12 protein-coding genes are annotated in these 14266 nt (G+C 54.9%); 3 read left to right on the forward strand and 9 right to left on the reverse strand.

Translation table 11 applies throughout. The features are described 5' to 3' along the window. The gene (sbmA, locus tag AC3WS9_RS17075) at window positions 1-1221 is read right to left on the reverse strand and encodes a peptide antibiotic transporter SbmA (protein ID WP_492489488.1); all 1221 of its coding nucleotides are present in this window, start codon (window positions 1219-1221) and stop codon (window positions 1-3) included. Window positions 1222-1334: 113 nt separating this feature from the next. Next, complete coding sequence (locus AC3WS9_RS17080) at window positions 1335-1868, reverse strand: isochorismatase family protein (protein WP_324723696.1); 534 nt, start codon at window positions 1866-1868, stop codon at window positions 1335-1337. Between the two features lie 203 nt (window positions 1869-2071). On the opposite strand from AC3WS9_RS17080, the gene ampH reads away from it, so the two are divergent. Next, complete coding sequence (gene ampH, locus AC3WS9_RS17085) at window positions 2072-3229, forward strand: D-alanyl-D-alanine-carboxypeptidase/endopeptidase AmpH (protein ID WP_285153287.1); 1158 nt, start codon at window positions 2072-2074, stop codon at window positions 3227-3229. Window positions 3230-3233: 4 nt separating this feature from the next. Here ampH and AC3WS9_RS17090 read toward each other — a convergent pair whose 3' ends face one another. Next, on the reverse strand, window positions 3234-3860 hold the full coding sequence (locus tag AC3WS9_RS17090) for a helix-turn-helix domain-containing protein (RefSeq protein WP_282492676.1): 627 nt from the start codon (window positions 3858-3860) through the stop codon (window positions 3234-3236). 91 nt (window positions 3861-3951) lie between these two features. Then, window positions 3952-6726 carry an autotransporter YaiT-related protein gene (locus AC3WS9_RS17095; protein WP_492489490.1) on the reverse strand — a complete coding sequence of 925 codons (2775 nt, stop codon included), beginning with the start codon at window positions 6724-6726 and terminating at the stop codon, window positions 3952-3954. Window positions 6727-7188: 462 nt separating this feature from the next. Between AC3WS9_RS17095 and hemB the strand changes: the two genes are divergently transcribed. Next, the gene (gene hemB, locus AC3WS9_RS17100) at window positions 7189-8163 is read left to right on the forward strand and encodes a porphobilinogen synthase (protein ID WP_285145250.1); all 975 of its coding nucleotides are present in this window, start codon (window positions 7189-7191) and stop codon (window positions 8161-8163) included. A gap of 131 nt (window positions 8164-8294) precedes the next feature. After that, on the forward strand, window positions 8295-9995 hold the full coding sequence (gene olsF / locus AC3WS9_RS17105; RefSeq protein WP_492489492.1) for a bifunctional ornithine lipid synthase OlsF: 1701 nt from the start codon (window positions 8295-8297) through the stop codon (window positions 9993-9995). A gap of 60 nt (window positions 9996-10055) precedes the next feature. Here the strand turns inward: olsF and tauD are convergent, their stop codons facing one another. The 5 genes from tauD to AC3WS9_RS17130 all read right to left on the reverse strand — a co-directional run bounded on the left by tauD (window position 10056) and on the right by AC3WS9_RS17130 (window position 14199). Next, on the reverse strand, window positions 10056-10907 hold the full coding sequence (gene tauD, locus AC3WS9_RS17110; RefSeq protein ID WP_492489494.1) for a taurine dioxygenase: 852 nt from the start codon (window positions 10905-10907) through the stop codon (window positions 10056-10058). Next, a complete protein-coding gene (tauC, locus tag AC3WS9_RS17115; RefSeq protein WP_282492680.1) occupies window positions 10904-11731 on the reverse strand; it encodes a taurine ABC transporter permease TauC in 828 nt (275 codons plus the stop codon). The genes tauD and tauC overlap by 4 nt, the downstream gene beginning before the upstream one ends. Further along, a complete protein-coding gene (gene tauB, locus AC3WS9_RS17120) occupies window positions 11728-12495 on the reverse strand; it encodes a taurine ABC transporter ATP-binding subunit (RefSeq protein ID WP_492489496.1) in 768 nt (255 codons plus the stop codon). The genes tauC and tauB overlap by 4 nt, the downstream gene beginning before the upstream one ends. A gap of 12 nt (window positions 12496-12507) precedes the next feature. Further along, on the reverse strand, window positions 12508-13470 hold the full coding sequence (gene tauA / locus AC3WS9_RS17125; protein ID WP_095280932.1) for a taurine ABC transporter substrate-binding protein: 963 nt from the start codon (window positions 13468-13470) through the stop codon (window positions 12508-12510). A gap of 138 nt (window positions 13471-13608) precedes the next feature. Then, the gene (locus AC3WS9_RS17130; RefSeq protein ID WP_492489498.1) at window positions 13609-14199 is read right to left on the reverse strand and encodes a hypothetical protein; all 591 of its coding nucleotides are present in this window, start codon (window positions 14197-14199) and stop codon (window positions 13609-13611) included. Window positions 14200-14266: the final 67 nt, after the last annotated feature.

A 14266-nucleotide genomic window follows, 5' to 3' on the forward strand; every position in this document is an offset into this window, starting at 1 on the left:
TTACCCTAATGTGTTGGTCACTTCCTGCAGGTTCTGATCGTCCAACTCGCGTTCGAAGCTGCGCAGACGTTTGTAGATCGACATCAGCTCAACCAGCGTAGTCCATGAGGCAATCAGATACTGGAACGAGCCGCGAACCTGACCGAAAACGTTAGTGATCTGGGTCATCAGACCGAGCGTAATCGTACCCGCAACAATCGACGGGAACAGCAGGAACAAACCGAAAACGTTATCGACCTGCAAATATAAAATGCGCGCAATATTAAAATACATGTAGTGGAAATAGAGACGGAAATAGTTGCGACGCACTGCGCCAAACAGTTCGCGAACGGTCGGCGGCGAGGCGCGGTCCGCGTCATCTTCACCGTAGACCAGCTCTTTACGATAGGCGGCTTCCACGCGCTGATTTTTAAATTCCAGTCCCGGCAGTTTAATACCCACAACCGCCAGCAGACCAGTCCCCATCAGCGACCAGACGAGGGCGGCAATCACCAGGCCGTACGGTAGATGGCCGACAATCGGCAGATCCGGCACATGGGCCGAGAGTGTGACCAGAACGGGAAGGAACGCGATGAGCGTCATGATGGCGTTAATAAAGCTCACGCCCATATCCTCCAGGGTCGAGGCAAAACGCATCGTATCTTCCTGCACACGCTGGGCGGCACCTTCGATATGACGCAGTTGCTGCCAGTGCGCCATATAGTGTTCGTTCATGGCGGTACGCCAGCGGAACACGTAGTGGCTGACGAAGAAGTTATTCATCACCCCGATAATCACCGCAATCAGCGCGATGCCGAGGAAAACACCCACTTCGTGATAGAACTGATTGATGGTGACTTTATGCGGCGAACTGAGCGCGGTCTGAATGAGATCGTAGAACGGCGCATACCAGGCGTTGACCGCGACACCCACTTCCACCAGGAACCAGGTAACAAAGACGATCAGCGAGGTCCCAAGAATCGACCAGTATTGCCAGCGATGCGGAGCATAAGTGAACCAGAAAAGAGCAAAGATGCCCACGCACAAGGCGTAATACGCGTAAAACAGCAGATAGCTGCGCGACCAGAATCGCGCTGCGCTGATCGGCACATCTCCCGTTGCACCGGCCAGGCGCTCAATCCACGCGCCGCCGCCCGCCTGCCAGAAGATGACGGCGATCAGCGCCCAAATAAATGCCGAGAGGAAAAAAGGCCCCGGCTTTGGGAAAAAAGACTTAAACATTGTGCTTCCTTCTTGTTGTTATGGCGTTGCTGTGTTCAACAAAATACCACACGAAAATGCCGCCACGAGCCGCTCACCGGCTCGTGCGAAAAAATAGACCTGCGGTTTATAGGTTAGTTCGCCTGCCACTCGGCGAGAATTGTTTCGGTGAGTTTCACACGCGGCGGGTTGTCCGGCGCGGTGAAGGTTCGCCAGACATCGTTATAGTGGTTAATCAGCACCTGAGCCTCTGCGGCCGGGCGATGGGCGGTGGTGTGCGCGTCTTGTGCGACGGTGATGTGATATCCCCGACTGACGCCGTTTTTGAGCGTGGTATCGACGCAATAGTCGGTCGCGCAGCCGCAGATGACGAACTGCTTAATATTCAGCTCAGTCAACAACGCGTCCAGCGACGTGTGATAGAACGCATCGCAGGCGGTTTTGGTGACATAAAACGCGCCCTCAGGCTGATGCAGTTCAGGCAGCAGCGCAAAACCTTCGCTCCCCTCTTCCAGCCCGCCCGCCTCGGTATGCTGAATAAAAATGACCGTATCCGCGCTACGCGTGAGCTGATTGATTCGTGAAACGCATTGCTCGCGCTGAATTCGCGGGGTGGCGAACACACCCTGCTGCATATCGACCACCATGACCACTCGTTTATCCGACATCGCCGTCTCCAAAAATTGAGGAACACCTGCTCCTATCATAAGCCCGATGTCACAAAACTGGAGACAGAGCGCAACGAAATTGTTCTTATTTACCCGTGGTTACGTTTTTCACGCTATCGTTATGCAATTCGGCCCATTGCACCGCGCCGTTTAGTAGTATAAATACGCATTACTTCCTTCATTCACTTCATGGATGCTTTTCGTTGAAACGTTGTCTGCTCTCTTTCGCCGCGCTGTGTGCGGTGAGCCTAACTTCTGTCCAGGCCGCACAGCCGCTGACATCACCCGCTTTTGCTTCTGATATTGCAGATCGCTACGCCAATCTTATTTATTACGGCAGTGGCGCAACGGGTATGGCGCTGGTCGTTATTGATGGCAACCAGCGCGTGTTTCGCAGTTTTGGTGAAACACGTCCAGGCAGCAATGTCCACCCACAGCTGGATTCGGTTATTCGCATTGCGTCTCTGACTAAGCTGATGACCAGTGAAATGCTGGTGAAATTGCTGGATCAGGGTGTGGTGAAGCTCAACGACCCGCTAAGCAAATACGCACCGCAAGGCGCCCACGTACCCACTTATCAGGGTACGCCTATCACGCTGGTGAATCTGGCGACCCATACCAGCGCCCTGCCGCGTGAACAGCCCGGCGGCGCGGCGCATCGTCCTGTGTTTGTCTGGCCAACGCGCGAGCAGCGCTGGAACTATCTGACGACCGCCACGCTGAAATCGGCACCGGGTGCGCAGGCTGCGTATTCGAATCTGGCGTTTGATCTGCTGGCCGATGCGCTGTCTACGGCATCGGGTAAACCTTATACCCAGCTGTTTGAAGAGCAAATTACTCGTCCGCTGGGGATGAAGGACACGACGTTTACCCCATCTCCCGATCAGTGCAAACGCCTGATGGTGGCAGAAAAAGGGGCCAGCCCGTGCAATAACACGCTCGCGGCGATTGGCAGCGGCGGGGTTTACTCCACGCCAGGCGATATGATGCGCTGGATGCAGCAATTCCTGTCGTCCGATTTCTACGCGCGAAGCAATCAGGCCGATCGCATGCAAACCCTCATCTATAAACGCACTCAGCTTCATCGCGTGATTGGGATGGATGTCCCGGGCAAAGCCGATGCACTCGGTATGGGCTGGGTTTACATGGCCCCTAAAGATGGACGTCCGGGTATTATTCAGAAAACGGGCGGTGGCGGCGGGTTTATCACCTATATGGCCATGATCCCACAGTCGAATGTCGGCGCATTTGTGGTCGTGACCCGCTCGCCAAATACACGATTCATCAATATGAGTGACGGTATTAATAATCTGGTCACCGAGTTGAGCGAAAACAAAGCTCAGGTCGTTCCCGCTTCCTGATTGTTTAATATTCCGCGGGCAAACGGTTGATGCTGACCAGTTTGCCCCGGTTCATATTAATATAATTCCCCTGACGTAATGCCGATAAAACTTCCGCCACGACAGAACGCGAAATACGCGTACTTCGCTGAATATGATTCATCACACCGATTTTAGCGCGCAAGCTTTCATCCCATTCCGCCATATCCAACAGCATCGCACGAATCTGACTGTAGGAATTATTCCCTACTAACTGCATATTTCGCTTCGCTAATATTCGGTTTATCCATGACAGCCAACAAAATGCGTCCTGCCAAAGATCAGATTGCTGAATAAGTTGGCGAGCCGTTGTCGCGGGAAGATAAAAACCGCTGCTGGATGACTGGGAAATTATCGTATATTTCTGCTGATGCTCCGTCATTCCCGCTGCTAAACCAAATATAAAAGGATTAGTTACGATCCCGAGCAGAAGATCGTCTGGCTGACGATGAATAGCCACAATGCCTGTTTGTATAACAAAGGTGTATTGCTCTTTATCGAAGCATTCATGATAAATAATATTCTGCGCAGAGGCTTTAAAGGGTGTGCTTTCGGCTTTCAGACAGTGTTCGAGCCGTTTAAATTCAGAAAGGGGTTTCGCATCCGGGTTCATTCAGACCTCAAGCTATCCGTACTTATCGGTTCTGTTTCATTATTATCGTTATAAAAAAAGCGGGGAGATCACTCCCCCCGCGATTCAGGCATTACCAGGTATATTTCACACCCAGATTTGCGCCCCAGTTTTGGTCAACATCACCGCCACCGAGATAGTTAGCTTCCGTGTAGGTGCTGAAGTTTTTGGTGAAGCTGAACTGAGTGCCCAGGCCTACGCGAACAGCAGAGCCTTTCACACCATTGTCGATGCTGTCACCGTTAACGTTCGCATCGTTGCTGGAGTCGTCATAAACGTACGCCAGCGTGAAGTGCGGAGTCAGGGCCTGATCGCCACCGTAGTTGAAGGTATAACCCGCATCAATACCCGTTTCATAACGCATGCTGTCGTATGACTGACCGTCCATACGCATGTCGTTGCTGAGCTGGTAACTGTCGCCAGACTGGAACAGACCCGACACGGCAGCGTACGGAGTCACATAACCAGAGGTGTTTGGTTTCCAGTCATAACCCAGTTTCAGACCAAAGCCCCAGGCATCAGAGGTGGTGTTACCGTCCACATACTGACCGTTGCTCATGGTTGCGGAGAGATCGTTATTGAAGCGGGTGTAGTTCAGGGAGCCATCAACAAAGACATTGTTAGCAAAGTACGCGGATGAGTAGATCATCGCCGTCTGGCTATCCTGATCAACCTGACCAGAGTGATCGCTCACATCGCCTTTTGCGAAGCCTGCCGCACCACCGAGGATCCATTTCGCATTGTTACCGTCAATCTGCGTATCCAGACCGACCATTACGCCGTTAACATCCTGATCGTAGTTGATTACACCGTTATCACCGTCGAAGTTGCCACCGAAGTAGCTCACCCATGCGCCGCCTTTATCTGCCAGGCCATGACGGCTGTTGGTCAGACGGTTGCCCACGGCATCCTGCTCCAGGTTCCAGATATTGGTGTTGGCAGAAGGAATGCTCAGCGCCATGTTGGCGTAGTCAGTCAGCTCTTCCTGATGCAGAACCACGGCGTCGCCCTGCTGCTGCGCCTGATAGGTATAGGCGCCCAGATCGGCTTTGTTGGCTGCGGTGAAGGTAGCCTGAGTATCGGCATTGTTGTCATAAACGCGAATGACTTCGTTGCCTTTATAATCAGCAACCTTACCTGCGCCTGTTGCATTATCGATACGCACTTTATAGTTGCCAGCGACTTCGCCGTTCACCGCCAGGTGACCGTCGGAGTTCAGCGCAACCACGCCGTAGTCGTATTCAGCTTTGCTCTTATCGTTGGTGGTATAGCGTGCGTTGTTCAGATCGGAGTTCAGCACATAATCACGGCTGGCCACGTTCAGCACACCGCCATCGGTGAGCACCATGTTGTGGGTATCCACCTGGCCCAGACCCAGCGCCAGTTCGGCACCGTTGTCCACGGTAATGGTGTTGGCATAGAGTTCAGCGGTCTCTTCGGTCAGCGCAGCGCGGCTGTAGCTGTCCAGGTAGAGGCTATCTGTTGCTACGCCACCGCTGTCACCGATGTTCAGTGATGAGCCATTAGTCAGGGTGATGCTGTCAGCCAGCAAACCGGAATTTTCGACGTTAACCTGAGACTGGTTATTCACCGCCAGTTTATCGATGTTGGAGACTTTACGCGTGTCCCATTCAGATCCATTGTCCAGCGTGATATTGAACAGGCCGCTCTGATAAACCTCTTCACCCGCGACATGGTCGTTAGTGTCGTAGGTTGAATCAGGCCAAATGCTATTTGGTGACAGAGTGGTTAAGTCAACGCCGGTGTAACCCAGACCGTACATTTGTGCGGTGCCGATAGCTTCAACGCTGGACTGCGCTGCCCCGACCCATTTGCTGCCATTGGTTAAGGTCACATCCAGTTTGTCGGTGCCATCCCAGCCGTTAGTGGTTGGGTTATAGACGCCATCATCCGTGGTGTCGGTCGCCGGATCGCCGTTTTCGTAGAAGTTATTATCGAAGGTGCTGGCGAAAAGAATATCGCCGGTGATGGTAGAGTGGTCAAACGTTGCAGTGGTTTGCATCGCGTTGTCAGAATCACTCGAAGCAACGATCAGCGCTGCGTCATCTGCAGCCGTAGCATTAGTTTCGCCGTAGTCACTCGGCTTCGCACTTTGACCATAGAAACCGTTGGTTCCCAGGTCGCTATAAGCGCCAGAAGTCAGCACCGAATCTTTCACCACCAGCGTGTCAGTAAAGACGTGGCTGTTATTGGCAACGCCTTCAACATTATCGTATGGGGTGTTATCAACCTGCTGATAACCCTGCGTCAGCGTAATACCCGCTACATGCGAATTATTCTGGATAAAGATATCGGACTCAGTGTCCAGCGTAATGGCGTTACCCAGCGCGTAGGTATCAATATAATGAGTTTCGGTTTTATCACCATTCACTACGTCATAAGCAAAATGCTCATAGGTATCGTTAATGGTGGAATTATCTACCGTCAGGCTGAAACGATCGTATTGCTTGTGGTCAGTACCGTCCGAGTTCTGAACTTCATCGCAGTAGCCCGGCAAGCACTGGGAAGTGATCATCCCATTGACCTTGCTGTTAGAAATGCTCAGCGCATTCGCACGGCCATTGATTCCATCGTCCAGGTTGTACGTGGAAATAACACCGTTAACGATCGATTTATTGATAACCGGATAAATGTCGCCATTATGCGCGCTGCCTGAGTAATCCCAGTCAGCGTAGCCGTTATACCAAGGGGTTGTAACGGTATTATCGTAGCCGTAAGTATTGTACGTGGTGCCGGAAATATCTTTAGCATTAGCCTGAGAAGCGATAGCCAACGTGCACGCTAATGCAATTTGAGATACAACGAGTTTCTTTTTCCATGTTTGCATTGAGTCATCCCTCCTCAGGGACGTAAGCAAGTTTGTCCGTCAAAACACAAGTGCAACAAAATATATTGCGGAGCGAATTATGCAGTCTCCATTCAAAAAGGTTCAATGAATGATTCGATTAAGTCCGTTTCCAGACAATTATGGGCAATAGCCACTGAAAACATTAATAAATAAGCAAAAGACATTATAATTACAATGAATCACAGAATGAGAAAACCTTATTAATTAATATATTTCCATGAGATATAATATTTTGGAAAATACAACCAGGAGAAACAAGAAACACCATGAATAAATTAATAAAATCGTACCGCTGTCTTTAAATATAAATAAAGCCCCAGCTGCGACATTCCGCGGCACAGACCTCATCAACTCTGCCAGCAAAACCACCACTTTCGTAAAACAGCTCAGGGCCATTTCAGGTACAATACTGCCCATTGTTCTCCAGACATCAGGCATCCCATGACCGATTTAATTGCACGTCCCCGCCGCCTGCGCAAATCCCCTGCGCTGCGCGCTATGTTTGAAGAGACAACACTCAGCTTAAACGACCTGGTGTTGCCGATTTTTGTGGAAGAAGAGATCGATGACTACAAAGCCATCGACGCCATGCCGGGCGTGATGCGCATTCCGGAAAAACACCTGGCGCGTGAGATTGAACGCATCGCCAACGCCGGTATCCGCTCGGTGATGACCTTCGGGATCTCGCACCATACGGACGCGACCGGCAGCGACGCCCTGAAAGAGAACGGCCTGGTCGCGCGCATGTCCCGCATCTGCAAAGAGTCGGTGCCGGAAATGATCGTCATGTCCGACACCTGCTTCTGCGAATACACCTCCCACGGCCACTGCGGCGTACTTTGCGATCACGGCGTGGATAACGACGCCACCCTGATCAACCTCGGCAAACAGGCAGTGGTTGCCGCCGCAGCCGGTGCCGATTTCATCGCGCCATCGGCGGCGATGGACGGGCAAGTGCAGGCGATTCGCCAGGCGCTGGACGCGGCCGGTTTCACCGACACCGCCATCATGTCCTACTCCACCAAATTCGCCTCTTCGTTCTACGGCCCGTTCCGCGAAGCCGCAGGCACGGCGCTGAAGGGCGATCGCAAAACCTATCAGATGAACCCGCTCAACCGCCGGGAGGCGATCCGCGAATCCCTGCTGGACGAAGCCCAGGGCGCCGATTGCCTGATGGTCAAACCCGCCGGAGCGTATCTGGATATCCTGCGCGACATCCGCGAGCGTACCGAGCTGCCGCTAGGTGCCTACCAGGTGAGCGGTGAGTATGCGATGATCAAATTCGCCGCACAGGCGGGTGCCATTGACGAAGAGAAAGTGATCCTCGAAAGCCTGGGAGCGATCAAACGCGCCGGTGCGGATCTGATCTTCAGCTACTTCGCGCTGGATCTGGCCGAGAAGAAAATCCTGCGTTAATATGCCGGTGTGCCGGGTAGCGGCTTCGCCCTACCCGGCCTGCATTCCCGCCCCACGAAACTTCACCGAACTGCAATACAAACGACATCTGGAACTTCTACTGTCTGAGCAAGAGGACAGGAGAAACCACTATGTTTAGTCTCGACAGCGTTCTTGATGATCTTTGGCCTCAGGCGAGGCCCGCACCCTGGCAAAAAAGCCTGTTAAAACGACTGTTTTACGAAGAAGAGTTTCAGCAGTTCGCCGCAAAAAACCGCCACCTGAAAGGACTCGACATGGTGGAGCAGGTTCTGGAACATCTGGATATTCTCTGCACCACCTCCGCGCACGATCTCGAACAAATCCCCGAACACGGCCCACTGGTGATTATCGCCAACCACCCCACCGGCACGCTGGATGGCCTGGCACTGCTGTATGCGGTTTCCCGCGTTCGTCGGGATGTGAAAGTGGTCACCAACCGGATGCTGACGCATCTTGAGCCGCTCAGCTCACTGTTTATCCCAGTGGATAACATGGGCGGCAAAACGGCGAAATCGTCGCTCTTACAGATGGAAAACCATCTGCAAGACGGCGGCGTGCTGATCTTCTTCCCGGCGGGCGAAGTCTCGCGCCCGACGCGCAAAGGGATCCGCGATAAAAAGTGGCATTCCGGCTTTATCAAACTGGCCAGCAAGCTGCGAGCGCCGCTGCTGCCGGTCCATATTCAGGCGCACAACAGCCTGCTGTTTTATGCCAGCACGCTGGTCTCGCCGACGCTCTCGATGCTGCTGCTCATGCAGCAGATGTTCCGCCGTCGTCACAGCACCTTGCCGATAAAAATCGGCCAGCAGATTGCCTTTAGCCACTGGTTTAGCGCCACCCTTTCGTCGCGTGACATGGCCGAGCAGTGCCGCCAGCACGTGATCCGTCTTGGCAAGGGATTGCCGGGCCTGTTCAAAACCCAGTGCGCCATCGCCCGCCCGGAAGACAGGGCGACGCTGAAACGCGAACTGGCGCAGGCCGAATGCCTCGGTAAAACCGCTGATGGTAAAGGGATTTATCTGTGGCAACGCAACGGGCAAGAGGACGCGCCGCTCCTGCGCGAACTGGGACGCTTACGTGAGATCGCCTTTCGCGCCGTCGATGAGGGGAGCGGCAAGCGCCGCGACACCGACGGCTATGATGATGACTATCTGCATCTGATTTTGTGGGATGAAGAAGATCTGGAGATCGTCGGCGCTTACCGCTTTATGCCGACCGCCCGACAGATTGAACAGCGCGGGCTGGACGGTCTGTACAGCTATAGCCTCTTCCACTACGACGACAACATGCAGGACGTGCTGGAGCACGGCATTGAACTGGGCCGCAGTTTTATTCAGCCGCGCTACTGGGGCCGTCGGGGTCTGGATTATCTCTGGTCCGGGATTGGGGCGTATCTGTCGCGCTATCCGCAGTATCGCTATCTGTTCGGCCCGGTCTCGATTTCCGGCGGGCTACCTCCCGACGCGCGGGACCTGCTGGTGGCGTTTTACCGCCTGTGGTTCCCGGCAAGTCATCCTCTGGCCGCGTCGCGTCAGCCTTATCCGGCGTCGTTACCCGACGTGCTGGCGCAGTTTGGCGGCGTGGATTATGTCGAGGATCTGACAAAGCTGAAATCCCTGCTCGGCAATCTGGGCTGCGGCATTCCCCCGCTCTACAAGCAGTATTCCGAACTGTGCGAACCCGGCGGCGTGCAGTTTATCGATTTCGGCAGCGATCCGGCGTTCAACAACTGCGTGGATGGGCTGGTGCTGGTGGATTTATGCTATCTGAAGGCGAACCGGTATCAGCGGTATATCGAGGTGCATCTTTAGCTTTTTTTGCCGGGTGGCGGCTTCGCCTTACCCGGCCTACAAAACCGCCACCCGACGCCCTTACGGCGCACGATAAAACGGCTTATCCCCCAAAATCGTCGCCCGCTGCATAATCCGGCGCTGCGGCAGATAATCCGCATTGGCGTAATGCTGCGTCACGCGGTTATCCCAGATCGCCAGATCGTTTTGCTGCCAGCGCCAGCGCACCTGGAACTCCGGTTTCGTGATATGCGCAAACAGGAACCCTAACAGCGCCTCGCTCTCTTTCTCAGCCAGATCCACAATCCGCGTGGTAAACCCTTCGTTCACGTACAGCGCCTGTTTGCCCGTCACCGGATGGGTGCGCACCACCGGATGCAGCAGCGGCGGGTGTTTCGCCACTGCCTCATGCCAGCGCTGATGCTCTTCCTCGCTTTTGCGGTACTTATATTCCTGGAAGGATTTTTTGAAATCGTGCTCCGCGCGCAAACCGCTCAGCAGCTGTTTAAGCGGGGCTGACAGCGCATCAAACGCCGCAATCCCGCTGGTCCACAGCGTATCGCCCCCGGTGTCCGGCAGCAGCTTGGCCGCCAGAATCGCGCCTGCGGGCGGCGTCTCGATAAAGGTCACGTCGGTGTGCCAGTTGTCGTTATCCGGCGGATTATCGTTGTGGGTATCCAGCACGATAATCTCCTCCACCCCTTCGGCATGCGGATAGACCGGGTGAATATGCAGATCGCCAAAACGCAGCGCCAGGGCGCGTTGCTGCTGCGGCGTCACCGCCTGCTCGCGCAGGAACACCACCTGATGACGCAGCACCGCGTGATACAGCTGCTCAAACTGGTTGTCGCTCAGCGGGCGCGTCACGTCGAGGCCCGAAATTTGCGCGCCAATGTACGGCCCCAGCGGGGTAATGGTCAGACGTTCACTCATTGTATCTCTCCATGCCAGGGCGTCAGGCGGCGCTGTAACGCGCGCAGCCCCAGTTCTAAACTAAAGGCAATCACGGCGATCACCGCGATCCCTGCCAGCACCACATCCGTCGCCAGAAATTCGCCTGCCGACTGCACCATAAATCCAAGCCCGCGCGTGGCGGCAATCAGCTCCGCCGCCACCAGCGTCGACCAGCCCACGCCTAAACCAATGCGCAAGCCGGTTAAAATCTCCGGCAGCGCGCCGGGTAAAATCACAAACCACAGCACCTGTGCGCGGCTGGCGCCGAGCGACTGCGCCGCGCGGATCCGCACCTGCTGGGCGCTCTTCACCCCGGCCAGCGCCGACATGGCGACAGGGGCAAAAATCGCCAGATAGATCAGTAAGATCTTCGAGGTCTCCCCGATGCCAAACCAGATCACCATCAGCGGCAGATAGGCCAGCGGCGGCACCGGGCGGTAAAGCTCAATCAGCGGATCGAGGATGCCGCGCACCGTCGGACTGAGCCCCATCGCTATCCCCACCGGAATACCGATGATCACCGCCGCCAGCAGCGCCACCAGAATGCGCCCCAGGCTCGCCGCCAGATGCTGCCATAAGGTCGCATCCATAAAGCCCTGCGGCCCGGCGATGGAGATCAGCTTCGTCAGCACCTGGGCAGGCGGCGGCAGAAACAGCGGGCTAACCCACTGCTGCGCCGCGACGGCCCACCAGACAGCCAGCAGCACCAGCAGCGTGCCTGCGCTCAGGGTAATCTGACGAGAAAATGGCCAGCGGAAGGTGAAACGTTTTCCGGCCCGTTTTTCGCTAAAGACGATGCTCATGAGAACGCCTCCCGCTGCTCAAACACACGGCTCAACACATATTCGCGCTGAGCGATAAACTGCGGATCGGATTTGATGCTGCGCACCGGCTCTCCCGCGACAAAGCGACGGGCAAAGTCCAGCGGCATACGTTCCAGCACCCGGCCCGGCCCCGGCGAAAGCAGCACCAGTTCGGTCGCCATGAACACCGCTTCTTCGATGTCATGGGTAATCAGCAGCACCTGTTTGCCGGTCTCGTGCCACAGGCGCAGGAGCAGGGTTTGCATCTGTTCGCGGGTAAAGGCGTCCAGCGCGCCGAAAGGTTCATCCAGCAGCAACAGCTGAGGATTCGCCGCCAGCGCACGAGCAATCCCCACGCGCTGACGCTGCCCGCACGAGAGCTGCCAGATGAAGCGTTTTTCCGCCCCTTCCAGCCCCACTTTTTTCAGCATCTGGCGCGCCGTTTCAAGGCGCTGCGCGCGTTCGGTCCCCGCCAGTTGCAGACCGAAAGCGACGTTCTCCTGCACGTTGCGCCAGGGCAGCAACCCTTCGCTCTGGAAGACCACGCCGCGCTCCGCGCCGGGGCCTTCCACCCGTTTGCCTTCCAGGTGAATGGTGCCGTGCTGATACGGAACAAACCCGGCGATCAGATTAAGCAGCGTGGTTTTCCCGCAGCCGGACGGCCCAAGCACCACCAGCAGCTCTCCGCTGTCCAGCGTCAGATTGATATCCTCCAGCGCGGGCTTCCCGCCGTAGCTGGCAGACAGGTTTGTTATTTGCAGCATCACGGCCTCCCGTTACTTCACAAAGCGATCGGTCACGAACTGGCTGTAATCTGCCGCCACCGCAGGCACTTTGCCCTGCTCTTTCAGGAACCCGGCAGTGTCGACAATCGCTTTATTCACCGGGCCCGACAGCTGCTGCACCTGTTGCGCAGGGGTCAGGTAGGTATTGCCTTTCACCAGCCCCGGCACGTCGGATTCAGGTACGCCGCTCAGGCGCGAGAGTTTTTCCAGATTCGCCGGCTGTTTCAGCCATTCGTCCGGATTTTCGATATACGGCTGCTGGGCGTCGATGGCGCTTTTGGCGAAGGCTTTCACCACTTCAGGATGCTTCTCGGCAAAGTCCTTGCGAACCACCCAGACGTCCAGCGTCGGCGCGCCCCACTGGCCCACTTTTTCCGAGTCGGTCAGCACGGTGCCGTCTTTTTCCAGTTCGTTCACTGCCGGAGCCCAGACGTAGGCCCCGTCGATATCCCCGCGCTGCCAGGCGGCGATAATCGCCGGTGGCTGCAGGTTCAGGATCTGCACCTGACCGGGTTTGATCCCCCAGTGTTTGAGGGCCGCCAGCAGGCTGTAGTGGGTGGTGGAGATAAAGGGCACTGCGATGCGCTTACCGATCAGATCTTCCGGTTTGGTGATATTTTTCTTCACCACCAGCGCTTCGGAATTCCCGAGCTGCGAGGCGAGAAGGAAGACTTCAATCGGCACCTGCTGGCTGGCCGCTACCGCCAGCGGGCTTGAGCCGAGGTTGCCGATCTGCACATCCCCCGATGCCAGTGCCCGGACGATGCTCGCGCCGCTGTCGAACTTGCGCCAGTCAACTTTTGCGCCGCTCTCTTTGGCAAAGGTGTTGTCCGCCTGCGCGACTTTCGCCGGTTCCGCGGAGGTTTGATACGCGACGGTCACATCGACCGCCTGCGCCTGAAATGCCCACAGCGCCAGTGCGCCGAGTAAGGTAATACGCGATGAAATTGCCATAGTGTCTGCTCCCCTCTTGTTATGGGAGCAGTATTTCTGGCGCAGGAATTTTGATAAAGGAATAAAAAAGAATCTGTCATTCCAAACAGTTTTTAGATAAAGAAGTGCAAAGCAAAGTGAAAAAACGGATAACCCGATTTATCCGCGCAGCCAGGTGGTGGGGAGAAGGTATTCCCGGTTAAGCAGGTCGTGGCGAAACACATACAGGCAGACCATATAGAAGTGTTTGGCATTTAACCTCTGGCACATTTTGTCGCGTAATTTATAGACCTGCTTATAAGAGCAACACAGCCGTTTGGCGATCTCCTCAACGTCTATATCCGCCAGTAAGCTCCTGATTAACGTCGTCTCGCGCTCATTGATTTCAACATAAATTTTCCGCTGCCATTTATCGGCAGAAAACGTTTCAAGCTCGCTCAAAATGTCGCAGGCGATCTGTTCCCCGGGGGATTTCATATCGACAGCGTTATGTCGTCTTGGCATGGGCGAGACCTGACAGGTTTCGCTCTCCATTTTCAGGACCAGCGCTTTGGTTTTGTCGAACAGGGCGGACAACCATGAATAGACATCTTCGAGATAACGTAAAGAAACCCGGCTATCTATTAACACCAAACATTCGCTGGCATGTTCTTTGGAATAGATAATCTCCTGCAAACGACGAACCGGCAGGAATTGCTTTATTCCATTATACAAATAGTTATCTTTTGTTATTAACACCATAGAAGACATTCGATTACACCATCAAGCTTATATCAGTCAGAAAAAGGCACAGGAAAACGCTGGCCCTTGATATTCA

The sequence above is a fragment of the Lelliottia sp. EB106-05-01-XG201 genome (assembly GCF_058791735.1).